The sequence below is a fragment of the Desulforamulus reducens MI-1 genome, assembly GCF_000016165.1.
Classification (GTDB): Bacteria; Bacillota; Desulfotomaculia; order Desulfotomaculales; family Desulfotomaculaceae; genus Desulfotomaculum; species Desulfotomaculum reducens.
Genome location: NC_009253.1, coordinates 2,541,011 through 2,564,859, shown reverse-complemented (window position 1 = coordinate 2,564,859; position 23,849 = coordinate 2,541,011). Strand labels below are relative to the sequence as shown.

Here is a 23,849-nt window from a genome sequence, read left to right as displayed (position 1 = left end):
ACAAGAAGAAAAATATGCAATGGGGGTTTGATCATTTGAAAAAGCTTAATGTAATACTTCTTATGATTTTGGCATTTTTTACTGTGATTTTCCAGGCTGAGGCAGCTGGGCGGCTTTATCCCTATGGAGAAGTAAAATGGATGGTGGAGAAAGCCGGTAAATTATCGGCGGATGTTACTATAACCGATAATGGTCTCCTGTATTGTCCGGCGGGTAATAAAATCATCTGTTATGATTTAAGCAAAGGTACTAAGCTTTGGGAAAGAAAAATGGATATGGGGGGCAAGATCACGCAACCACTGTTGGTACAAAATCAGATCATTTATGCCACTGGAACCGAAGGAATTCAACAAATGAGACCCAATGGCAGTGTAACCTGGCTTTACCGTCTGCTACCCAAAGCCAAAGGAAGCAAAAGCAGCGCAGCGGTTTCTGCAGGGCCTAATAATTTAATCTATCTGGGGGTTGCTGACGGACTCTATGCCCTGGAACCACTAAAAAGTCATAAGTGGCGCTATTCCGATGAAAAAAATATTCTTGCTTTGCAGGGGAACGAACAGGCAGTTTATGTTTGTCTGGGAGACAAAGACAAAGGTTATAGCCTACAGGCCATTGATAAACAGGGGGCAAAACTTTGGCAGGAGAGTCTTGGAACCATCAAGAATATTCACATGACCTTTGGATCGGAGGGTAATCTCATTGTTGTAACCAATCCTGCCGCCCTGGATCGAAATACATCGGCTAAAATCCGCTGTTATGATCCGAAAAAAGGACGAGAGGAATGGTCCTATTCAGTTAAAACTCAAGATATAACAGATATTTCCTTTTCCAATGACAATACCATCTTTTTTTGTGGCAATAGCAGGCTATATTGTCTTAATGGGGATAACGGTCAATTAAAATGGGATATTCCCCTACTGAATGTTGCTTCCGGAGTGGCTGTTGATCCCTCCAAAAAGCGTATTTATGCAGGAAGCACAGATGGCAGAATTTTTTGTGTTAGTTTTGCCGGTCGCTTGCTTTGGGACAAAGAGATTGATAAAACTACCGGTCAGACCTTAGCCAAGGGAGGTGGCATTATGGTTGACACCGGGAAGGATGAAAAGGATACCATTACCAGGGCACCTATTTTATTGAAGGACGGCAGTATCCTTATTTATACGGACAAGGGTACTATGTATCGGTTTGTGGATGTATTTAAGGGGTGAGGATAATAAGAATTCTAATGAAAAGTATGCGCACATTTCTTTTCTTGCTACTATGTCTTTTGCAGCCCGTCACAGTTTGGGCTCTGGGAGTGCAGTCCTCGACGGTGGACCTTAAGGATATAAACAATTACTGGGCTAAGCAGCCAATAGAGAAAATAACAGCTATTGGTTTAATGATACCATTTGAGGATAACACCTTTCGGCCCAATCAACCCGTTAGCTGCATGGAGTCCATCACCAGCATAATGGATGGGGCCGGCTATGCTGCACAGATTAAAAAAATGAAGTCACTAAAGAACAGGCCGGCCACTGCTTATGTAGCTCCTATTAATCAAAAATATGTGGATTTTGCTGTACAACAAAATTATCTACCAGGGTCCATGCTCAAAAATTTTCGTTATGACAGGCCAATTAGCCGGGGGGAATTGGCGGTTTTACTAGCAAAAGCTTTGTATCTAAAAGCACCAGCGGAAGATACCATTTTTAAAGACAATGACAGTATTCCGAAAGACTACCTGCCAGCGGTACAGGCGGTTCATGAACTGAAAGTGATGTCTGGCTTTCCGGATGGAACCTTTAGAGCAAACGGTAGTGTCACCAGAGGCCAGTTAGCAGCTATTTTATCCAAACTATATGATCAGGGTTGGATTTACCTGGATGCTAAGAAGAAAGTCAGTGGCTGGATAGCAGGGACTACTGAGGGGAAAAATGGCATTGATGTACAAGTTAGCTCGCTCAAGGGCATTCAGAAGGTTGTTGCCAATGCCAGTTGTAAAGCCTACTGGCAGGGCCGTCCGATGAATTTAAATCAGTGTATCAATTATCGAATAGAGGGTATTTTGGACAGTAAAAGAAGATTGGCCTATGTAGAGCTTGTTGATCGTAGAAACTTTTCACCGGTACAAAGGGAAGTATATGCCAGTTACCTACGCCATGCCGAAGGGGAGCCGTTTATCCTCACGGTGAAGGATTTAATGAATGAGGAGGTGGACTATCCGATTGCCTGGGATGCAGAGACCAGTGATGAAAAATCTAAAAGCAAAACCAATAAAGACCTGCTAAAAAAATTAAAGTCTGGGCAGTTTTTAAAACTTGGTCTAACCTCTGGTGGTACTGTGAAAGCCTTAACTATCTTGGATGTGAAAAATATTAGTGGAGAAATTGACCGGATTAACCGGGCACTTTACTTAGAAGAAAAGGGAAAGGGCAGCAGCAAAAAATATGTGCCGGATCACTTCTATGGCTGGGATGCCGGTAGAATTGTGGATAAAGAAGGAGACGATACCAGTGATCCCGATGAAAAGGATAAAGTGAAAATCTTTTACATTGGCGAGCCCTTCTATGAAAGGGTGCTGGAGATTCAGGTACTGGAGCGGGTGGATTAGATGTTAGGTTTTTCATAGGGATTGTTGGAAGGCAAAAAAGGACCTACCCTAACGGTAAGTCCTTTTTTGCTACATCTTACTAATGTCCCTAATGTCCGCAGCCGCAACCACCGCCACCACTTTCAGCATGACCATGACCCGGTGCAGCAATAACCTCAATCTCAATACCCACATCCCTTGGTAGGCGAGCTACCTGAACCAGGGAACGAGCCGGCGAAGGATTGGGGAAATACTCACCGTAAACCTGGTTAATCTTCTCAAAATCATTCATATCCTTTACGAATACGGTGGTCTTGACTACCTGTTCCATGCTGGCACCGGCGGCTTCTAGGATTGCCTTAATGTTTTCCAGACTGCGGCGGGTTTGCTCCTGTATATCTCCGGCAACCAGATTACCGGTGGCGGGGTCAAAGGGAATTTGACCAGAAGTAAAAATTAATGGACCAAAGGCAATGGCCTGGGAGTAAGGACCAATGGCAGCAGGAGCTTTGTCGGTGCTGATAACTTTTTTCTCGTGCAAGACATTCCCTCCTTTATAAAAACATGAAATCAAAATTAGATTACCCCAAAAAGTTAAAGAATACGTCTTGTATTTAATAAAAATTATTATTGAAATTTTGGTCAAGTTGCGTCATATTAACAAACTTTGGTATAATATTGACAGTTTTGAGCAAAGGAAGGTGTACTCGGTTGATTAGTAAACAAGATGTTGAGCATGTGGCTTTGCTGGCTCGCTTGGAATTAAAAGAAGAGGAAAAAGAGTTGTACACCCAACAGTTAAATAAAATCCTGGATGCAGCAAGGGCATTGCAGGAACTGAATACTGACGATGTGCCTCCCACAGCCCATGTTCTCCCCATACAGAACGTTTTTAGGGAAGATAAGGTAGGAAAGCATATTGACCCGGAAAAAGCCCTAGCCAATGCTCCGGACCGGGAAGAAAACTTTTTTAAAGTGCCGAAAATTGTTTAGTAAATAGGAGGGAGCATTTTGGATCTCTTTCAGCTTACTGCCCACCAGCTTCATCAACTGCTTACGAAAAAAGAAATCTCTGCGCTGGATATAACCGAAGCTGTTTACAACCGTATTGAGCAGGTTGAGGATAAAGTTAAGTCCTACCTTACGCTTACCAGGGAACAGGCCGAAATAAAGGCCCGACAGGTGGACCAAAAAATTGCCGCCGGAGAGTCCATTGGACCCTTGGCGGGTATTCCCATTGCCATTAAGGACAACATGTGCACCCAGGGGATTCGTACCACCTGTGCATCTAAGATCCTTTACAACTTTGTTCCCCCATACTCCGCCACCTCAGTGGAAAAGGTTTATACTGCGGATATGGTTATGGTGGGAAAAACCAACATGGATGAATTTGCCATGGGTTCTTCCACGGAAAACTCGGGCTTTCATTTAACCCACAACCCCTGGGATTTGGACCGAGTTCCCGGCGGGTCCAGTGGTGGATCAGCTGCAGCAGTGGCTGCCGGGGAAGCGATTATTTCCTTGGGTTCTGACACCGGTGGTTCCATTCGCCAGCCTGCTGCCCTTTGCGGTGTAGTAGGAATGAAACCAACCTACGGTAGTGTATCTCGCTATGGGCTGGTGGCTTATGCGTCCTCTCTGGATCAAATTGGACCTTTCACTCGGGATGTTACAGACATGGCCCATGTCCTTAACGTGATCTGCGGCCATGACCCGATGGACAGTACTTCGGCCAATTTAAAACAGACAGACTATACCCAGTTTCTTACCAACGATATTAAGGGTATGAAAATTGGTGTGCCCCGGGAATATATGGCGGACGGCATTGACCCGCAGGTTAGGGAAAAAATCAAAGCTGCCATCCAAAAACTTACAGAGCTGGGCGCTCATGTTGAAGAAACCAGCATGCCCCATACGGATTATGCCATGCCAGCTTATTATCTAATTGCTACAGCCGAGGCAAGCTCCAACCTAGCCCGCTATGACGGAGTACGCTACGGCCTGAGGGTTGAAGAGGCCCGTGATTTAGTGGATATGTTCATGCGCAGCCGCAGCCAGGGCTTTGGTGATGAAGTGAAGCGCCGCATTATGTTGGGAACCTATTCCCTGTCTGCGGGCTACTACGATGCTTACTATCTAAAGGCTCTAAAGGTGCGAACCCTAATAAAACAAGACTTTGATCGTGCCTTTGAAAAATATGATGCACTGTTATCACCCACTTCTCCCACAACTGCCTTTAAAATTGGAGAAATGGTCAATGACCCCATCCAGATGTATTTACAGGATGTTTGCACCATACCGGTGAACTTGGCAGGCATTCCGGCAATCTCTCTGCCCTGCGGTCTGGCCAATAACCTGCCTGTGGGTCTGCAGCTAATGGGCAAAGCCTTTGATGAAGGAACTCTTTTGAGAATTGCCTATACCTTAGAGCAAAATACGGAATATACAAGGCTTCGGCCTGAGATATAGGGGGTGGAGCAGATGACACAACAGTATGAAACTGTCATCGGTATTGAAGTACACGTTGAACTGAAAACCAACACAAAGATTTTTTGTAACTCCACCACCGAATTTGGTGGGGATCCAAACCATCATACCTGTCCCGTGTGTCTGGGACTCCCCGGTACCCTACCGGTGTTAAACAAAAAAGTGGTAGAATATGCGGTGCGGGCATCCCTGGCACTGAACTGTCAGGTAGCCAACTTCTCCAAGTTTGACCGTAAAAATTACTATTATCCGGATTTACCGAAAAACTATCAGATTTCCCAGTACGATCTGCCCATTGCTGAGCATGGTTATCTGGATATTGTGGCGGATGGACAGCCAAAACGCATTGGCATCACCCGTTTACATATGGAAGAGGATGCAGGTAAACTGGTACACCAGGGGAATATCGTAACTACTCCTTACTCCCTGGTGGACTATAACCGTACGGGTGTACCTTTAATTGAAATTGTTTCTGAACCGGATATGAGATCATCAGAAGAAGCCAGGGCCTATGTGGAAAAGCTGAAGGCAATTGTCCAGTACACTGGTGTATCTGATTGCCGGATGGAAGAGGGCAGCCTGCGCTGCGACGTAAACGTGTCGGTTCGTCCAGTGGGGCAAAAGGAATTCGGGACCAAGGCTGAGATTAAAAATCTTAACTCCTTTAGAGCATTACAGCGGGCTCTGGATTTTGAGGTTGAAAGACAAATAGGTGTGTTGGAATCCGGCGGAAGGATTATTCAGGAAACCCGCACCTGGGATGAGGCAAGGGGTATTACCGTTTCCATGCGCAGTAAGGAAGAGGCCCATGACTACCGCTATTTCCCAGATCCAGATCTGGTACCTCTGGTGTTGGATAACCAGTGGATTGATTTTATTCGTGAATCACTGCCAGAATTACCAGATCAGCGTCGGAGTCGGTATATTACAGAATATGGTTTACCGGAATATGATGCCGCGCTATTAACCTTAACCAAAGAAATGTCCGACTACTTTGAAGAAGTTATGGAGCATTATAATAATCCCAAAGCTATTAGCAACTGGATCATGGGTGAACTGAGCCGTCTGCTTAATGCTGGTGGAATTGAGATTACCGCTTGTAAAATAAAGCCTGCCCAGTTGGCGGAAATGTTAAAACTATTGGATAAAGGGACCATTAGTGGCAAGATTGCCAAAGCCGTTTTTGAAGAAATGTTTGCCTCTGGTAAAGACCCGGAAGCAATTGTAAAAGAAAAGGGTCTGGTCCAGATCTCCGATGAGGGTGCCATTGCTTCTATTGTAGATGAAGTGATTGCTGCCAATCCAAAATCAGTACAGGATTATCAAGCAGGTAAAACCCAGGCCATTGGCTTCCTGGTGGGCCAAGTCATGAAAGCCACCAAGGGTAAAGCGAACCCAGAGATGGTTAATAAAATGCTGCGGGAAAAATTATAAGCAAAAAAGATTGTTTTCACAGACAGTGGAAACAATCTTTTTTACATGGATAAATATCATAAAGTTGTACAATAAATTAAACATTTTATAAAGTGTCCAACCGAAACTGTTTAATTAATAATACGGATTAGAACATGTAAAAACAAAAGCATGATTGAGATAACAGAAAAAATATAACAATTTTTACTATAATTCAAATTTATAAATGTATACAGTATAAATAGCTAATACCCAATATTCATAATGACTCCATTGTGATAAGATAAATCTTAAGTTTTACTTGGCATATGGAGGTGTTACTGTGGATAACAGAAAAATTTGGATTGTAGATACAACATTGCGTGACGGCGAGCAAACCGCCGGCGTGGTGTTTGCAAACAGAGAAAAGGTGCGAATTGCACAGTTTCTCAATGAACTGGGTGTTGATCAAATTGAAGCAGGTATTCCTGTAATGGGTGGAGACGAGCAGGAAGCAATTAAAGAAATTTGCAAACTGGGTCTAAAGTCTAGCATTATGGGCTGGAATCGCCCGGTGCTTAAAGATATTGAATCATCCATAGCCTGCGGAGTGGATGCTGTGGCCATATCCATTTCTACATCGGACATTCATATTAAGCATAAGCTAAAAACCAGTCGTGAATGGGTTCTGGAGCATATGGTTCGGGCCACGGAATTTGCCAAAAAGGAAGGCATGTATATTTCTGTTAACGCAGAGGATGCTTCCCGTAGTGATCTGAATTTTTTAATTGAGTTTGCCAAGGCCGCTAAGCAGGCTGGTGCAGACCGGCTTCGCTACTGCGATACGGTTGGTATTTTGGAACCCTTTACCTGTTATGATAACATTAAAAAGCTAAAGGAAGCAGTGGACATTGAGGTTGAAATGCACACCCATAATGACTTTGGCATGGCAACAGCCAATGCCTTTGCCGGGGTTAAGGCCGGGGCCAATTGGGTAGGGGTAACCATTACAGGTTTGGGTGAACGAGCTGGTAACTCACCTTTGGAAGAAGTTGTTATGGCCTTAAAGCATCTCTATGATATTGACTTGAATTTTAAAACTGAGATGTTTCGAGAAGTGGCAGAATATGTTGCCCGGGCCTCTGGCCGGGAATTACACTGCAGTAAGGCCATTGTAGGTTCCAATATGTTTGCCCATGAGTCTGGTATTCATGCCGACGGGGCCATTAAGAACCCTAAAACCTATGAAGCATTCCAACCGGAAGAAGTGGGCTTGGAACGGCAGATCGTGATTGGTAAACATTCCGGCAGTGCTTCCCTGAGAATGAAGTTTGCCGAGTATGGCATTGACTTATCCAAGGAAGAAGCCGAAGAATTATTGCCTAAAATACGTTCTGCATCAGTATCCTTAAAGCGATCCTTGTTTGATAAAGAATTGGTTTATATCTATGAAGATCATTTCGGAAAGAGGGATTAATTTGGGCAAAACTATTATTGAGAAGATATTATCTTCTCATAGCGGCCAGGATTGCCAGGCCAATGACATCGTGGTAGCCCAGGTTGATTTTGTCATGGGACAGGACGGTACATCACCGCTGGCTATTCGGGCCTATGAAAATATGGACGGCAAGGAACTATTTGATCCAGAAAAGGTTGCCTTGGTTATTGACCATAGTTCTCCCAGCCCCCTAGAAGGGGTATCTGCTTTACATAAAATTATGCGTCAGTTTGCTAAGCAAAAGGGTTGTCACCTTTATGACATTGGGGAAGGGGTTTGTCACCAACTGATTCCCGAAAGTGGTAAGGTTGGTCCGGGTAGTCTGGTCATTGGTGCAGACAGTCATACCTGTACCTACGGGGCATTGAATGCTTTTTCCACCGGGGTTGGCTCCACGGACCTAGCCGGAGGACTGATTTCCGGCAAAATGTGGTTCAAGGTACCGGAAACCATTAAATTTGTCTGCAATGGTGTACTGCCCAGCGGAGTTTATGCCAAGGATTTAATTCTCTACTTAATTGGTCAGGTAACTGCCGATGGTTGTACCTATATGGCAGCGGAATACACCGGTGAGGCCATTGCTGCGTTGTCCATGGAAGGCCGCTTCACCATATCCAACATGGCCATTGAAATGGGGGCCAAGGCTGGTTTAATGGAAGCCGATGATAAAACCTTTGCATGGCTGAAACAATACACAGAACGGCAATTCACAGCGGTTTCTGCCGATGCTAATGCCAATTACTATAAGGTACTGGAACTTGATGTTTCCAATCTGGAGCCCCAAGTGGCTAAACCCCACCGGGTGGATAACGTATCTCCCCTATCAGAGGTAAAAGGACTTCCTATTCAACAGGCCTTTTTAGGAACCTGTACTAACGGTCGTCTGGAGGATCTGCGGATTGCTGCTTCAATCCTAGCTGGTAAAAAGGTTCATCCAGATGTACGGTTTATTGTAGCACCTGCATCCCGTAAGATATATCTGGAAGCTATGGAAGAAGGAGTCATTCAGCGGTTGGTGGAAGCCGGTGCTGCGGTTGTTACACCCGGTTGCGGTCCCTGTGTGGGTACTCACAATGGTGTTCCTTCAGACGGTGAAACCGTCATTTCCACGGCAAACCGTAATTTCAAGGGGCGCATGGGCAACAGCAATGCAGAAATTTACCTGGCTTCTCCGGCAACGGTGGCAGCCTCAGCATTGACAGGTGTCATTAGCGACCCCAGAGACTTCGTAAAGTAGGTGAGGCCGATGAAATTTCAAGGAAAAAGCCATAAGTTTGATAATGATGTTAATACCGATTATATAATATCGGGTAAATATAAGTTTAAAACATTGGATATGAATGAACTGGCAAAACATGTTATGGAAGATTTGGACCCTGATTTTTACAGCAAGGTTACTCCCGGAGATTTTATTGTTGCCGGCAGTAATTTTGGCTGTGGTTCCTCTAGGGAACAGGCACCTCTGGCCATTAAACATGCTAATATCAGTGCTGTTTTAGCCAAGTCCTTTGCCCGGATTTTTTATCGCAATGCCATTAATACTGGTTTGCCGGTGCTGGAATGTGATACCGATTTAATTGATCCCGGTGATTTACTGGATGTGGATCTAACAAACGGTGTTATCATTAACCGTACTAAAGATTTAAAAATTTCTGTAAAGCCACTGCCCCAGGTGATGATTAAAATTCTAAATGATGGGGGATTGGCACCGCACTTTCGAAAATACGGTGGTTTCAACTTTGGTTAGAAGAAAAAGTATCCACCGGAGTATAAGGGGTTATTATTAAACAACCTAAAATCAACAAACTCAAAACCACCTGCAAAGGTGGTTTTGAGTTTGTAAAAAAAATTGAGAGTTTTTATAATATTTACCTCCTATAAAGATCATTAGGCTTTCAGATAATAAAGATGATCCCCAATGTTAACTAGGAGGTGTATTTATGGCAAATAGAACAAACTTTGGTGAACCAACAATGGGTGCCTATCGTTTAAAAGAAATGTACGAAGCGCAATTTCCCCAGGGTGTTGTGGTAGACCCTACACCCATTACGGCTGGTCAAGATGTGGTGGTATTTTATGATGGACTTTTAGCCAAGGATGGTGCCCAGGAAGTTTACTTGCACTGTGGCTTTGGTAACCTAAATCATTGGAATGCCGTGCAGGACCAAAGAATGGCTAAAACTGGTTATGGCTATGTCAAGGCTGTTACCATGCCCGAAACCCACACCCAGTTTAACTTCTGTTTTCATGACAATGCCTACAACTGGGACAATAATTCTGGTAAAAACTGGACCTTTCAGGTTCATAACGGCACAATGGATGGACACTAATATGTTCCCCTACCGGTTCTCCGGTAGGGGATTTTATTGTACTAAAGAGTTTTCCTGAACATAAAAAGCACATAAATGGTAAATACTAGCCAGTAATCTAGGTCTAATTTACCAGAAGGGTGCGTGAAGAATTGAGGGTTGTCACTTTTTCCTGGGAATACCCGCCCTTAAGTGTGGGAGGGTTAGCTCAGCATGTCTATGATTTAACCATTGCAATGGCTAGACAGGATGTAGACCTTCATGTAATAACCTGCGGGAGCCCAGATACACCAGATTATGAAAAAATACAGGGTGTGCATGTATATCGGGTTACTTCTTTTAAGGTTTCTTCCCCGGATTTTGTTACCTGGGTTATGCAGTTAAACATGGCTATGATTGAAAGGTTTATTACCTTATTTCATGAACTGGAGCAGGTTGATATCATACATGCCCACGATTGGTTGGTGGCCTATGCGGCCAAGGTTTGTAAACATTCCCACAAGATCCCCCTGATATCCACTATCCATGCCACTGAGTGGGGACGGAATAACGGATTACATAATGATATTCAAAGGCACATCAGTGATATCGAATGGTGGCTAACCTATGAATCCTGGCGCGTCATTTGCTGCAGTGAATACATGCAAGGGCAGTTAACCCATATTTTTCAACTACCCGTAGATAAAATAAATATTATACCCAACGGAGTAGAACCCACAAACTTTAAATTTGACCCTAAGACACCTGTCAAGCGAGATACCTTTGCTAATCCCCATGAGAAAATTGTTTATTATGTGGGCAGGTTGGTACCTGAGAAAGGTGTACAGGTACTACTGGAGGCGGTTCCAAAGATATTACATTATCATCCTAACACCAAATTTGTCATAGCAGGAAAGGGGTCATTTGAGGGGGAGCTTAAGCATAAAGCTGTACAAATAGGGATTTCAGATAAAATCTATTTTACAGGTTATGTAAATGATATGACTCGAAATAGCCTATATCATTATGCGGATGTAGCAGTATTCCCAAGTTTATACGAGCCCTTTGGTATTGTGGCCCTGGAAGCAATGGCCGCCCAGACCCCTGTGGTGGTCTCTGACAATGGAGGTCTGGGTGAAATTGTCCAACACGGGTTCAATGGCATGAAGTCCTATACAGGTAATGCCAATTCCTTGGCAGACAGCATATTGCATTGCCTGATGGATAACAATTCTGCTCGGCAAATGAAAGAGCGGGCTTACAATGATGTGATCAAAAAATATAATTGGCAAGGTATTGCCAAACAAACCAGACAGGTATATCAGGAGATCATTGATGCGGACCAAAAAGCTCCCTGGAAAAAAGAAAAATTAATAGGCAAGGTTGTTCGGACAGTGGCCCACTAAGGGATAGAGCATGGGAAGGAGTGATATTATGAAGGCTATTATTATGGCTGGTGGCGAAGGTACCCGGTTAAGGCCATTAACCTGTGGTTTGCCGAAACCCATGATGCCGGTATGTAATCGCCCAATGATGGAACATATATTGCATTTATTAAAAAAACACGGGGTACATGATATCGGGGTAACCTTGCAATACTTACCTGAAGCCATCCGAGGTTATTTTGGTAATGGAGCTGATTTTAATGTGCATATGCGTTACTATGTGGAAGAAGTGCCCCTAGGAACTGCCGGCAGTGTCAAAAATGCTCAGAAATTCCTTGACGAAACCTTTATTGTGATCAGCGGTGATGCCCTTACAGATTTGGATTTAAGCCAGGCCCTGGAGTTTCATCGCAAGAAGGGTGCCATTGCCACATTGGTCTTAACGCCAGTTGATATTCCACTGGAGTATGGAGTTGTGATCACCAATGGTGATGGCCATATTACTCAATTTCTGGAAAAACCCGGTTGGGGAGAAGTATTTAGCGATACGGTCAATACTGGCATTTACATTTTAGAGCCAGAAGTACTTAACTATTTTGAACCAGGCCAGAAGTTTGATTTTAGTAATGATTTATTTCCTATTTTGCTGAAGGAAAAGCAGCCCTTGTTTGGAGTTTCCCTTTCTGGTTATTGGTGTGATATTGGGAATTTACAGCAATATGTCCAGGCACATCAGGATTGCTTAACGGGTAAGGTTTCTGTATCGATACCTGGGGAGCAAGTGGCTCCGGGTGTTTGGGTAGGAGAAAATACGCAAATTCAAGCAGGGGCCAAAATTATAGGTCCAGCATTAATTGGGCAAAATTGCAAAATAGGCGCGGCTGCTGTGTTAGGCACCTACTCTGTAATTGGTAATAATTGTTTGATTGGAGACCAGTCAACCCTGAAAAGAAGTGTGTTGTGGGATGGTGTTTACCTAGGCAGCAGGGCTGCTATTCGGGGAGCTGTGGTGGGCAGTGGTGTAAAGATTAACACCAATGCTTCGGTATATGAAGGTGCAGTAATTGGCAGCGGCTCTATAATAAAAGAGCGCGCTCTGTTGAAGCCCGATGTCAAGCTATGGCCTGACAAAGTGGTGGAGTCTGGTGCAACCGTAGAAAGTAGCCTTGTTTGGGGAACAGCTAAGCCCAAAGGACTCTTTGGTATTGAAGGCATTACGGGTTTGAGCAATATTGATATTACGCCTGAATTTTCCAGTCGGGTAGGGGCTGCCTTCGGTACCAATCTGCCGGTGGGTACAAGGGTTGGTATTTCCTGCGATCGTTTTGCAGCATCCCGCATGATTAAAGAGGCCCTGGCCTGTGGCTTACAGTCAACAGGCATCCAAGTGGTGGATTTTTGTCAAGGAATTACTCCCATGCACCGTTACGCGGTGCAAGCCAGCAACTGTCAGGCAGGTATACACGTTCGCATAAGTTCTCAACGGGCTGATAAGGTTAATTTGCTTTTTACCAATGACAGGGGCGGCAATATATCCCGGGGACAGGAACGGAAGGTTGAAAACACCCTAGCCAGAGAAGATGTTCGCCGGGTGGAGGTCCAACAAATTCTTCCTATTATCACTATGCCCCAAGCGGCGGAAACCTATATTGAGCATTTAACTGGAGCGGTTAACACCACTGCATTAAAGAAGTCTGGTCAACAACTTGTATTATTGTATGACCTAGATAATCTAGACCATTTTGTCTCGGGAGCACTGTCCTCCCTGGGCATTTCCTTAGAGCGTTTTGCGGCAGATCAGTCCACTGCGGAACCAAGGGATTGGCAATGGTACCAGCAATACCTGCAAGAGCTGGCCCATACAGTACAAAATAAAGGCAGAGCAGCCGGTGCTATTATCGACCCCAATGGTGACAGGCTTATCCTAGTAGATGGCCGAGGAAATGTAATAAGTGATGATCTGTTAACAGCCCTAATTTCCCTTATTATTCTGAAAGAACAGGCTGGTCCTGTCATTGTGCCGATCACAGCTCCCAGGGCCATCGAGGCATTGGCTAGGAAATATCAAGGAAGCGTAGTACGTACCAAAACCTCCCAACAAGACTTTATAAACAAGATTATCAATCACCAGGTCTCAAATAATGCGGCAACCCATCATTATCTAATGAATTTTGATGCCTTGCTTGCATTGCTAAAGGTACTTGAGTTTTGTGCCTGCAAAGATATAACCTTGGAAGAATTAATCAAGGAGATCCCAAACACTTTTTTAAATCAAGTCAAAGTGGAGGTTCCCTGGGAAGACAAGGGCAGGGTTATCCGGCGGCTCATTGAGGAGCAAGACAATGACATGGAACTACTGGATGGGGTAAAGGTCTATCATACTAACGGTTGGGCTCTGGTATTACCAGACCCGGAGGAACCGGTATGCCGGATTTTCACAGAAGGGGATTCCATGGAAATTGCAGAGGAGTTAACCCATTTTTATACCGATAAAATAAAACAAATTATTGCAACCTAGCCCTAGGGCTAGGTTGCAATTTTAGCTGATAACTTACAGAACAACAGACCACCCACAAGGAATTTTCTAAGCTATGTCGAAAGTTATGTTCATTAGTTCGTAACCCTGAGAGGAGAGGATAGTTTTGACAGGAATATACCAGGTCGATCCTTACCTGCTGCAATACCGTACCAACGTCAAAGGATTTATCGAAGATCAAGACAAAACCGGCATTTTATTTGAGGAAACTATCTTTTACCCGGAGGGGGGAGGTCAACCATCCGATCGGGGAACCCTTGTCTGTGATGCCCGTCGAACATCCCATGAAGTATTGCATGTGGAACAAAGGCCCGAGGGCATTGTGCACTGGATTGCCGGGTCCCTGAAGCCCACCATAGGTGCCAGTGTGTTATTGACTGTGGATGCAGAAAGACGGCAAGATCATATGCAACAACATCATGGTCAACACATACTGTCTGCTGTCTTTGAACGTAATTATGGTTGGGATACAGTGGGATTTCATTTAGGCCCGGAGACTTCCACCATTGACTTAACTGTGGGGGACATTTCACAGGATGTATTGCAAGAAGTGGAACTGGAAGTAAACCGGATTATCATGGAAAATATTCCGGTGAAAACAGAATATTATAAGCGTGAAGATCTTGGGCAGGAATTAATTAAGAAACTACCGTCGGATCAAAATGAAGTACGGTTGGTGGTGATCCCGGGTATTGATGAAAATGCTTGTTGTGGTACTCACCCCCAGCGTACAGGTGAGGTAGGTCCCTGTAAAATTCTAAAAATAGAAAAGTTAAGGGGAAACATAAGGTTGTCCTTTATTTGTGGCGAACGAACCATTGCATGGATGAGACAAACCGCCGACACTCTTCACCAGTTAGAGAAGGCTATCGGAGCTTCTGGTAATGAAGCCCTTATTCGGTTAGAAAAAAGAGAAGTGGAGTTGAAGAAACTCCAAAAGGAACGTAAGGAATTACTGTCCCTCAAATATCGTTATCTGGCTAAGGAGTTGGCAACGGAGGCCATTTCCTCGGGTGAAACAAGTATTCTAATACAACACTTTTCTGAAGCTGACATGGAAATGCTGCGGGGGGTGGCTACCTCCTGGTGTGCCCAGTCGGGCAGGGTGGCTGTACTAATGGGTGGTACCGGTCCCTTTGATGTGGTAATGGCCAGGGGTTCAGGGGTAGCAACCTCTATGAACAGTGTGGCTGCCGAACTATGGCCAGTGCTGGAGGGTAAAGGCGGCGGCAGTGCTGAGCTGGTCCAAGGCAAGGCTCAGAAATTACCAGTGGAACAATTAAAGGAAATGGTTGCCTCAGCCATCAACCGTAAGCCTTAAGGGATAGTCTTTAGGGTTTAGCCATTAGCCATTTAATATTGTTAAACTAAAAAATAACATCTAATAGCTAAAGGCTGAGGGCTAAATATAATATTGAATATGCCTCCCAGAAGGGAGGCATTATGTCATGTTGGGGAAATTATGCTGTCTAAGGGCTTCGTACACTGCGATGGCCACTGAATTAGACAGATTTAAGGAACGTACTTGGCCCAGCATGGGGATTCTTAAGCAGTTATCCGGGTTGGCAGCCAGCAGTTCCTTGGGTAGCCCAGCAGTTTCCTTACCAAAAACTAAAAAATCATTTTCTTCAAAGGATGCCTCATGATAAGGCCTGCCACCTTTGGTGGTGAAATACCAAAAGCGTCCCTCTGGATATTGCTGCTGCAGGGCAGCAAAACTTTTATGATAATGCAAATCCAGCAGGTGCCAGTAGTCTAGCCCTGCTCTTTTTAAATAACGGTCATCGGTAGAAAAACCCAGGGGTTCTACCAAGTGTAAGCTGGCACCGGTGACGGAACAGGTACGAGCAATATTGCCGGTGTTGGCAGGTATTTCTGGCTCAACCAAAACGATATGCACTAAAACTCCCCTTTCTTAAGGGCCTCCGGGCAAAGATCTATTAAACAGCATTGGCCACAGCGGGGGTTGCGGGCATCGCAAATCCTTCTACCGTGCTGAATAATCCAGTGATGGCAGGGTTGCCACAATTCCGGCGGCATGATCTGGCATAATTCCTTTTCAACTTGTTCCGGTGTTTTACCGGAAGCCAGACCCAAGCGGTGGGCCAGTCGGTGCACATGTGTATCCACTGGAAAGGTGTTTTGTCCGAAGGCAACTCCCAAAACAACATTGGCAGTTTTCCTGCCCACACCGGGCAGTTTCTCTAATTCTTCCCTGGCTTGGGGAACTTGGCCGTTGTATTTTTCAACTAGTATACGGCTGGTTTCCACAAGAAATTTACTTTTATTCCGGAAGAGACCGCAACCCTTAATGTGTTCAGCCACTTCCGCCGGGGTCAACTGGGCAAAGGAAGCCGCAGTATTATATTTCTGAAACAACTTTTCGGTAATTTTATTAACCTGAGCATCGGTACTCTGGGCAGATAAAATGACAGCCACCAGCAACTCGAAGGGTGTGGTGTATTTTAAATCTGTGGTGGCATTGGGATAAGTCTCTGCCAGCCGGGTTAGAATCTGCTGTATCCTATCTTCCATCCGCCAGAAGCCTTGCGTGTTCTACTTTGATGCATTTGTTCTGAATAAATGCCAGACCGGCATTGGTGGCCAGCTTAGCCGCAGCCTCATTGGAGATACCCAACTGGAGCCAGATAGCCTGGGGCTTTAAGGGAATTGCTTCCTCCACCACCTGAGGGGTTTCTTCACTTTTTCTAAATACATTTACCAGATCCACCTGGTCTGGAATTTCTGCTAGGGTTTTATAAGCCCTTTCCCCCAGAACTTCTTGGACCCTTGGGTGAACCGGTATAATACGATAACCATGTTGTTGCAGGTATTGGGCCACCTTATAGCTATCACGATGGGGCTTATCCGATAGACCAACCACCGCAATGGTTTTAAACTGGCTTAGAAGTTCTTTGATTTTTTCATCACTGGGGTTGTTATACATGAATAATCCTCCTTTATAGAATATATTGACCATGTTTTTGAGGTCGTGCTAAAGTAATAGTGTTTGTAGAAAATATAGGAAGTGATAAAAATAGCACCGGTATTGATTGTTGTGGTCCTAGGAGTGCTGATGGGGCACTTTAACTTATTATCCATTCATCCAAAAAATATTGCTAAGTTCACCACGTTTTGCCTGATAATTATGCTGCTAGCCATGGGGGCCCAGTTAGGAGCCAATGAAAAATTGTTGTTAGATTTAGATCGTTTAGGGTACCAAGCACTGTTGCTGGCCCTAGGCAGTATTATTGGCAGTGTTTTCATGGTTCGATTGGCTGAAAAATATATTAGCCGTCAACTGCGAGAAAGCAGGGAAAAAGCAGCAAAAAACCAAACTTGTCATAAAATCTAAACCAGAAGGAGTGATACTATGACATGGATCATTCTGGGGGCCGTGGTACTGGGCATAGCCCTGGGCCACTGGGTAATCCCCGCACAATATATACAGCAGTTGGATTATGTCACCACCACCTCCCTATACCTACTGCTCCTTGCTATTGGTATAGACCTTGGACGTCAGAAAGAAGTTTGGGTGCGGTTATGGAATATGGGCTGGAAAGTATTATTAATTCCGGTTCTGGTGGCTGTGGGAAGCCTTGCCGGTGCAGTTGTAACCGGTTTATTCATTGGCTTACCCTTTAATGAGTCCTCTGCCATTGGGGCAGGTTTTGGCTGGTACAGTTTGTCTGGTATATTAATTGCTGAAATATATAATGTAGAAACGGGTACCCTGGCCTTTATGACCAATGTGGCCCGTGAATTATTAACCTTTATTACGGTGCCACTGGTGGCTCGTTATATTGGCCGGCTTTCCACGGTGGCACCGGGAGGAGCCACAACAATGGACACCACTTTGCCAGTGGTTACCCAGGCCACCGATTCCGATATGGCTGTTGTTGCCTTTATTAACGGCTCGATCCTAACCGCCCTTGTTCCTGTGCTGGTTCCCTTCTTTATCAATATAAAACTGTAAGTACTCATAGATCATAACACACCACTAGGTGTGTTTTCCAGTTTTAGCATATCCAAAGAATTAACTGCTAAAGTATACCATTAAAAGACGACTACTGTTAACAAGTCCGTGGGCTATGATGCCTGGTAAAAGGGAACCGGTGATGCTATAAATAACTGCTAACCCTACTCCTACTGCGGCGATCTGTACAAACCAAATGCCACTGAGATGGGCCAGGGAGAAAAATAAAGCGCTTATGATAATACCCAAGAACCAGCCCCAGCGGTTGGCGAAGGCCCGCAAGGCCATACCACGGTAATAAACCTCCTCGGTAAACGGCACCAATAGCCCTGCAATGAGGAGTGGCCATAATAAATCAGAAAAATTTTTTGCACCAGCAGCAGCTTTAACCAAAGGGTTTGTACTGATATCTGCAACTAAAAAGGCTACCAGGGCCCGCTGGGTTCCTTCTGCCAAAGCAAAAAGAAAGCCTCCCCCAATCACCCCGTAAAGAACTTGCCTTCCCAAGTGATTAAAGTGAAATCCTAGCTTATCTATACTGCTTTTACGTGATACAAAATAAAAGGTGAGGCTAAGCAAAATCACCCGGTCCAAAATCTCCACCAACCTGGGAGAAATTCCAGATATCAAAGGCAGTACGATCTTACTAAACAAATAAACAAACATCAAGCGAAGAAGAAAAACCCATATTACATCGGATATACCCCAAATATTTTGGGAAATTTTTTTAAAAATCATCCAATACCTCCATTTAAGACAAGTTTTCAGGTAATGAGGCATTTATAACCAGTGGTGAAACATTATAAAGGCATTTTTCCTGGGTAATACTAAGGAAAGTCACATTGGTCTTAAAATTTCCTCATTCCCACCGTTTTAGTATAAAAAAGGTCAAAGTTTACATGTAATATCTTGCCAAGGAGGGTAAAAAAGATGGATAATTTGTGGCTTTTGCTACTGGGACTCTTAGCATTGGCTGTACTGGCATTTTTAGTTTTCCCTAGGAACCACAAAACCGCCAATGCTTTAAAAAAACCCGAGTTGCCAACAAGGGAACCAGCGGAAGAGTTTGCACAAGAAATATCCCCGGAAATTCCAGAAGTTTCTCACCAAAAACCCGTCCCTCGAATGGAAGAGGATCCATTTATACCCCACTATTATGGAGTAAATCGGCTGGTAGTAATGGCCAGGGATCCAAATTGGCTCTACGCATATTGGGAAGTGAATGACCAGAAAAAAAGGGAATTTATTCATCGGTACGGTGAAGAAAACTGGCTTACCTCCAGGCAGGTATTAAGAATTTATGATGTAACAGGTCTGAATAAGTATGAACGAGGGGGCCATAGCTACCAGGAAATTTCCCTAGACCCCTTTGCGGATAACTGGTTTATCGAAATTGGTCAGCCAGAACGCACATTTTTTCTGGAATTGGGGCGTGTATTACTGGATGGCCGGTATATTTTGTTACTGACTTCCAATATGGTGACTACGCCAAGGGCCTCTGTTTCAGAACGTTTTGATGAACAGTGGATGTGGATTGAAGAAATGTATTTAAACAAAGAAAAACTTTCATATGGTTTTAGCTCAGCCATGCTGGTGGGCAAGGGACTGGAACCCTTGGAAACTAGCTGTAAAATATAAATAACAGGAGGGATTCCCTTGACAAAGGGTTACCTATCAATTGTTTTACATGCACATTTACCCTATGTAAGGCATCCTGAGAGTGAAAAATATCTGGAAGAGAATTGGTTCTACGAAGCTTTAACAGAAACATATATTCCCTTACTGGATGTTTTTAATAGGCTGGCAGGGGAAAATGTACCCTTTCGCTTGACTTTCTCCATTTCACCACCACTATTATCCATGTTAATGGATCCTTTACTACAGGGGAGATATGTTCGTCACCTCAAAAAGTTGATGGAATTGGCCGAAAAAGAAGAAGTACGTACCCGTGATGGCCATTTTAATTCAGCAGCTCTTATGTATAAGGAGCGGTTTCAAAGGGCCTATCATATCTTTGTCCATGAGAATAACTGTAATCTTGTGAATGCATTTAAGCAATTACAGGATAGGGGTTTCTTGGATATTACAACCTGTGCAGCCACCCATGGCTTCTTGCCGATTATGATGACCAATCCTGAGGCTGTTCGGGCCCAGATTGACACAGCTGTCAATCTACATAAGAAACATCTGGGCCGTGCACCGGAAGGAATTTGGCTACCCGAATGTGGTTACAGTCCGGGAATTGATGAAAATTTAAAAGAGTATGGCTTAAAATACTTTTTTACCGATAGTCATGGCCTATTATATGCCTATCATCGTCCCCGTTTTGCAAATTATGCGCCTGTTTATTGTCCCTCTGGGGTAGCGGCCTTTGCTAGGGATATTGAAAGTTCAAAACAGGTTTGGAGTGCCGATGAAGGTTATCCTGGTGATGCGGATTACCGAGAATTTTATCGGGATATTGGGTATGATCTTGATTATGAGTACATTAAAGAGTACATTCACCCTGATGGTATCCGGGTCCATACTGGTCTGAAGTATCACCGCATTACAGGGAAGGTGGATTTATCCCATAAACAGCCCTATTATCCGGAGTGGGCCAGCAGGAAAGCAGAAATTCATGCGGGGAATTTTCTGTTTAACAGGGAAAAGCAAGTTGAATACCTGTCTTCCATTATGGAAAGACATCCTATTATTGTAGCTCCCTATGATGCGGAGCTCTTTGGCCACTGGTGGTTTGAGGGTCCCCAATGGCTTGAGTTTTTAATTCGTAAAATGGCTAGCAATCAAAGTCTAAAGCTGATAACTCCAATGGATTACTTGAAACAATATAAGGTGAATCAGGTGACCACACCATGTTCCTCCACCTGGGGTGATGCGGGTTATAATGGGGTTTGGCTGAATGAAAAAAATCATTGGATTTATCGGCACCTTCACATGGCAGCAGATCGTATGACAGAACTGGCTGATATGTTTCCTCAAGCAAATGGTAACCTTCGCCGGGCTTTAAATCAGGCAGGGAGAGAACTCTTGTTGGCACAAAGCAGCGATTGGGCCTTTATTATTGCCACCGGAACTATGGTATCCTATGCCATTCGAAGAACCAAACAGCATCTTGCGAACTTTCTAAGATTGTATGACGATATTAAATACTGTAGGATTGATGAAGGTTTTGTATCCCATTTAGAATGGCAGAACAATATTTTTCCTGACATTGATTACCGTTCCTGGCGTAGTAGGGATGCTGGGCAGCAAGCAGCCATTTCTTAAAGATAATCTTACGGGTATGCATATTATCACCGTTCACTCCGATCTTAGCACAGACAACACTAGGGCTTACACAGGGAGAAATTTGGTTGTCTCAACAAAACATCTTTGTTTTGATTCGGTTGGTACGTCCGTCCTGGACGCGCCAGCAAACTTCTTTTCTGTGTTTTGCTAGTATTGTAAACTGTGCTACGATAATGTGCATACCTTGCTTATATAGTGCAAGGATTTTTTTTCAACTGGCGAACTAATAAAAAAAGGAGTTGATTACCGTTAACAAGATCGATGTATTGGCAATTGGGGCCCATCCGGATGATATTGAAGCAGGGGCCGGGGGTCTTGTGGCAAAATTTGTTCAGCAGGGGCTCAGCGTGGGGCTGCTTGATCTTACAGCCGGGGAAATGTCTACTAACGGAACTCCTGAAGAGCGTCAGAAAGAGGCCCAAGGTGCTGCTCAGGTGCTAGGAGTAACCTGGCGCAAATGTCTGGGATTACCGGATCGAGAAATTACTCTGATTAAAAAAAACGTAAAGGCTCTGGTAGAAGTGATTCGTCAGAGCAGGCCCCGTTTAATCCTTTGCCCTTATTGGGAAGACCGGCACCCAGATCATGTCAATGCTGCCAGACTTACGATAGAAGCCCATTTTGATGCGGGGCTAAAAAAGGTTTGTGATCATTTACTTCCCCATCGTGCCAGCCATCTTTGGCATTATTTTTTGTCCAGAGCAACTGAACCTCAATTTGTCGTGGATGTTAGTCATTGCTATGAGATAAAAAGGGCGGCCATTATGGCACACAAAACACAATTTGGCCAGGGACGGGATATCCAAAAAACATTTCTGAACGCTGGTCCCGGTAGTTTTCTTTCCATAATAGAAAGTCGGGATTGCTATTATGGGTCCTTGATGGGATGTCAATATGGTGAAGGGTTTATTACGGCAATTCCTCTGGCCATTCAAGATCCGACCAGCTTGCTGGGGGTGAAGGGATGAAGGTTGGTATGTTGTGCCATGCTAGCTATGGAGGTAGTGGTGTGGTGGCGGCAGAGTTAGGGAAATGTTTGGCAAAGCGGGGGCATGAGGTTCATTTTATTACGGTGGGACGCCCTTTTCGACTGGAAAATTATCAAAAGAATATTTTTATCCATGAAGTGGGTGCCTTTCATCACCCCTTGTTTGAAGTACCCCCATATTTTATTACCCAGGTCAATAAAACATTGGAAGTCTTAAGAAATTATGACCTAGATCTTTTACATGCCCATTATGCTGTGCCCCATTCCCTGAGTGCTCTTTTAGCTAGGCAAATTTTTGGGAAATATATACCAGTTATAACCACTCTGCACGGTACAGACACTTCATTGGTGGGAGCCCACCAGGAATTTTATCAAACTACCCGCTATAGTTTGGAAAAAAGCGACTTGGTTACTGTGGTTTCTTCCTTTTTGGCTGAACAAACGCGCCAAACCTTTCATTTCACAGGGGAATTGCCAGTTCTTTATAATTTTGTGAATACCGAGGTTTTTAAACCAGAAGTAAGAATTGAAAGGAAATCAGTTGCCCGTATAGATGAGGCAATTTTAATTCATATATCTAATTTTCGTCCATTAAAAAGGGTGCTGGATGTAATCCACATATTTAAAGGCGTTAGGCAGAAACGAAGAGCTCGCTTAATCCTTATCGGAGACGGGCCGGATATGCCCGCTGTTCAAAAACTAGCCAAAAGACTAGGTCTAACCCAGGACATAAATTTCTTAGGACAGATTGACAACGTTGCGCCTATTTTGGCAGCAGCGGATGTGCTGTTATACCCCTCCAGTTGCGAAAGCTTTGGACTGGTGGCATTGGAATCCTTATCCTGTGGCGTACCTGTGGTGGCTGCCCATGCATGTGGCATTCCTGAGGTGGTGATACACGGGCAGGTTGGTTTTCTTGCTGAAGTGGGGGATGTGAAAGAAATGGCCCGTTACACGTTAATGCTGCTAGAAGACAACGATCTAAAACAAAAAATATCCAACAATGCCAGAAACTATGCCATATCACAGTTTAATGCAGAGCAATGGGTGGTAAAATATGAAAGTATTTACAAAGAGCTATTAAATCATAAACAAGATACTCAGGAGGGATAAAAATGCAAGTTATCACATTTGGTAAACTAGAAGCCCAGGAAGGTCAGGGTAATAAACTAATGGAAGTTATTCAGGAACACATGAAAGCCTTAATGAATCAACCCGGTCTGATACACGGATACATAGCCAAATCCAAAGGTAATGAGGATAAGTTTGTGGTTATTTCTATATGGGAAAATGAAGAGGCACAGCAGACTGCCATGACCAAATTAACCAGTGATCCCAGTGCAGCAGCGGGATTTTTACAACTTATGCAAATGTTGAATGGTCAACCGGAGTTTGGTAATTATACCGTAGAGAGCATAACAAAGTAAGCAATCGAA

24 protein-coding genes are annotated in these 23,849 nt (G+C 44.1%); 19 read left to right on the top strand and 5 right to left on the bottom strand.

Annotation, left to right across the window (positions count from 1 at the left end):
* Positions 1 to 62: 62 nt before the first annotated feature.
* A complete protein-coding gene (locus DRED_RS12490; RefSeq protein WP_156779661.1) occupies positions 63 to 1,208 on the top strand; it encodes an outer membrane protein assembly factor BamB family protein in 1,146 nt (381 codons plus the stop codon).
* Between the two features lie 26 nt (positions 1,209 to 1,234).
* Positions 1,235 to 2,593 carry an S-layer homology domain-containing protein gene (locus DRED_RS12485; RefSeq protein ID WP_238442522.1) on the top strand — a complete coding sequence of 453 codons (1,359 nt, stop codon included), beginning with the start codon at positions 1,235 to 1,237 and terminating at the stop codon, positions 2,591 to 2,593.
* 88 nt (positions 2,594 to 2,681) lie between these two features.
* Here the strand turns inward: DRED_RS12485 and DRED_RS12480 are convergent, their stop codons facing one another.
* Positions 2,682 to 3,113 (bottom strand): RidA family protein, encoded by a 432-nt coding sequence (locus DRED_RS12480; protein ID WP_011878651.1) that lies wholly within the window; start codon positions 3,111 to 3,113, stop codon positions 2,682 to 2,684.
* 170 nt (positions 3,114 to 3,283) lie between these two features.
* Between DRED_RS12480 and gatC the strand changes: the two genes are divergently transcribed.
* The 10 genes from gatC to DRED_RS12430 all read left to right on the top strand — a co-directional run bounded on the left by gatC (position 3,284) and on the right by DRED_RS12430 (position 15,479).
* Positions 3,284 to 3,565, top strand: coding sequence for an Asp-tRNA(Asn)/Glu-tRNA(Gln) amidotransferase subunit GatC (gene gatC, locus DRED_RS12475; RefSeq protein ID WP_011878650.1), 282 nt, complete (start codon positions 3,284 to 3,286; stop codon positions 3,563 to 3,565).
* 18 nt (positions 3,566 to 3,583) lie between these two features.
* Positions 3,584 to 5,041, top strand: coding sequence for an Asp-tRNA(Asn)/Glu-tRNA(Gln) amidotransferase subunit GatA (gene gatA, locus DRED_RS12470; RefSeq protein WP_011878649.1), 1,458 nt, complete (start codon positions 3,584 to 3,586; stop codon positions 5,039 to 5,041).
* A gap of 12 nt (positions 5,042 to 5,053) precedes the next feature.
* Entirely contained in the window at positions 5,054 to 6,493 is a 1,440-nt protein-coding gene (gene gatB, locus DRED_RS12465; protein WP_011878648.1) for an Asp-tRNA(Asn)/Glu-tRNA(Gln) amidotransferase subunit GatB, read from the top strand.
* A 301-nt stretch (positions 6,494 to 6,794) separates the two neighbouring features.
* Positions 6,795 to 7,928, top strand: a complete 1,134-nt coding sequence (gene nifV, locus DRED_RS12460; RefSeq protein ID WP_011878647.1) for a homocitrate synthase — start codon at positions 6,795 to 6,797, stop codon at positions 7,926 to 7,928.
* The gene (locus tag DRED_RS12455; RefSeq protein ID WP_041274616.1) at positions 7,900 to 9,186 is read left to right on the top strand and encodes a 3-isopropylmalate dehydratase large subunit; all 1,287 of its coding nucleotides are present in this window, start codon (positions 7,900 to 7,902) and stop codon (positions 9,184 to 9,186) included. Before nifV ends, DRED_RS12455 begins: the two co-directional genes overlap by 29 nt.
* A gap of 9 nt (positions 9,187 to 9,195) precedes the next feature.
* Positions 9,196 to 9,696 carry a 3-isopropylmalate dehydratase small subunit gene (locus DRED_RS12450; protein WP_011878645.1) on the top strand — a complete coding sequence of 167 codons (501 nt, stop codon included), beginning with the start codon at positions 9,196 to 9,198 and terminating at the stop codon, positions 9,694 to 9,696.
* 193 nt (positions 9,697 to 9,889) lie between these two features.
* On the top strand, positions 9,890 to 10,279 hold the full coding sequence (locus tag DRED_RS12445) for a carbohydrate-binding protein (protein WP_011878644.1): 390 nt from the start codon (positions 9,890 to 9,892) through the stop codon (positions 10,277 to 10,279).
* A gap of 131 nt (positions 10,280 to 10,410) precedes the next feature.
* On the top strand, positions 10,411 to 11,643 hold the full coding sequence (locus DRED_RS12440) for a glycosyltransferase family 4 protein (protein ID WP_011878643.1): 1,233 nt from the start codon (positions 10,411 to 10,413) through the stop codon (positions 11,641 to 11,643).
* A gap of 28 nt (positions 11,644 to 11,671) precedes the next feature.
* Positions 11,672 to 14,140 carry a mannose-1-phosphate guanyltransferase gene (locus DRED_RS12435; protein WP_041274615.1) on the top strand — a complete coding sequence of 823 codons (2,469 nt, stop codon included), beginning with the start codon at positions 11,672 to 11,674 and terminating at the stop codon, positions 14,138 to 14,140.
* A gap of 124 nt (positions 14,141 to 14,264) precedes the next feature.
* Positions 14,265 to 15,479 carry an alanyl-tRNA editing protein gene (locus DRED_RS12430; RefSeq protein ID WP_011878641.1) on the top strand — a complete coding sequence of 405 codons (1,215 nt, stop codon included), beginning with the start codon at positions 14,265 to 14,267 and terminating at the stop codon, positions 15,477 to 15,479.
* A gap of 120 nt (positions 15,480 to 15,599) precedes the next feature.
* On the opposite strand, the gene trmL is transcribed toward DRED_RS12430, so the two are convergent.
* From trmL to DRED_RS12415, 3 genes are read right to left on the bottom strand one after another with little or no spacing between them, the layout of a single operon-like run.
* On the bottom strand, positions 15,600 to 16,058 hold the full coding sequence (trmL, locus tag DRED_RS12425) for a tRNA (uridine(34)/cytosine(34)/5-carboxymethylaminomethyluridine(34)-2'-O)-methyltransferase TrmL (RefSeq protein ID WP_011878640.1): 459 nt from the start codon (positions 16,056 to 16,058) through the stop codon (positions 15,600 to 15,602).
* Positions 16,058 to 16,693, bottom strand: coding sequence for an endonuclease III (gene nth, locus DRED_RS12420; RefSeq protein ID WP_011878639.1), 636 nt, complete (start codon positions 16,691 to 16,693; stop codon positions 16,058 to 16,060). Before nth ends, trmL begins: the two co-directional genes overlap by 1 nt.
* A complete protein-coding gene (locus tag DRED_RS12415; RefSeq protein WP_011878638.1) occupies positions 16,683 to 17,105 on the bottom strand; it encodes a CoA-binding protein in 423 nt (140 codons plus the stop codon). The genes nth and DRED_RS12415 overlap by 11 nt, the downstream gene beginning before the upstream one ends.
* Before the next feature lie 81 nt (positions 17,106 to 17,186).
* On the opposite strand from DRED_RS12415, the gene DRED_RS12410 reads away from it, so the two are divergent.
* Complete coding sequence (locus tag DRED_RS12410; protein ID WP_238442521.1) at positions 17,187 to 17,513, top strand: LysO family transporter; 327 nt, start codon at positions 17,187 to 17,189, stop codon at positions 17,511 to 17,513.
* Positions 17,514 to 17,531: 18 nt separating this feature from the next.
* A complete protein-coding gene (locus tag DRED_RS12405) occupies positions 17,532 to 18,134 on the top strand; it encodes a LysO family transporter (RefSeq protein ID WP_011878636.1) in 603 nt (200 codons plus the stop codon).
* Positions 18,135 to 18,194: 60 nt separating this feature from the next.
* Here DRED_RS12405 and DRED_RS12400 read toward each other — a convergent pair whose 3' ends face one another.
* A complete protein-coding gene (locus DRED_RS12400) occupies positions 18,195 to 18,872 on the bottom strand; it encodes a CPBP family intramembrane glutamic endopeptidase (RefSeq protein WP_011878635.1) in 678 nt (225 codons plus the stop codon).
* Between the two features lie 192 nt (positions 18,873 to 19,064).
* Here DRED_RS12400 and DRED_RS12395 point away from each other — a divergent pair, with 192 nt between their 5' ends.
* The 5 genes from DRED_RS12395 (at position 19,065) to DRED_RS12375 (ending at position 23,840) form a co-directional block, all read left to right on the top strand.
* A complete protein-coding gene (locus DRED_RS12395) occupies positions 19,065 to 19,772 on the top strand; it encodes a DUF4912 domain-containing protein (RefSeq protein ID WP_011878634.1) in 708 nt (235 codons plus the stop codon).
* Positions 19,773 to 19,790: 18 nt separating this feature from the next.
* Entirely contained in the window at positions 19,791 to 21,404 is a 1,614-nt protein-coding gene (locus tag DRED_RS12390) for a glycoside hydrolase family 57 protein (RefSeq protein ID WP_011878633.1), read from the top strand.
* Between the two features lie 260 nt (positions 21,405 to 21,664).
* The gene (bshB1, locus tag DRED_RS12385; protein WP_011878632.1) at positions 21,665 to 22,393 is read left to right on the top strand and encodes a bacillithiol biosynthesis deacetylase BshB1; all 729 of its coding nucleotides are present in this window, start codon (positions 21,665 to 21,667) and stop codon (positions 22,391 to 22,393) included.
* Positions 22,390 to 23,526, top strand: coding sequence for an N-acetyl-alpha-D-glucosaminyl L-malate synthase BshA (gene bshA, locus DRED_RS12380; protein WP_011878631.1), 1,137 nt, complete (start codon positions 22,390 to 22,392; stop codon positions 23,524 to 23,526). Before bshB1 ends, bshA begins: the two co-directional genes overlap by 4 nt.
* A gap of 2 nt (positions 23,527 to 23,528) precedes the next feature.
* A complete protein-coding gene (locus tag DRED_RS12375; protein WP_011878630.1) occupies positions 23,529 to 23,840 on the top strand; it encodes a putative quinol monooxygenase in 312 nt (103 codons plus the stop codon).
* Positions 23,841 to 23,849 lie beyond the last annotated feature (9 nt).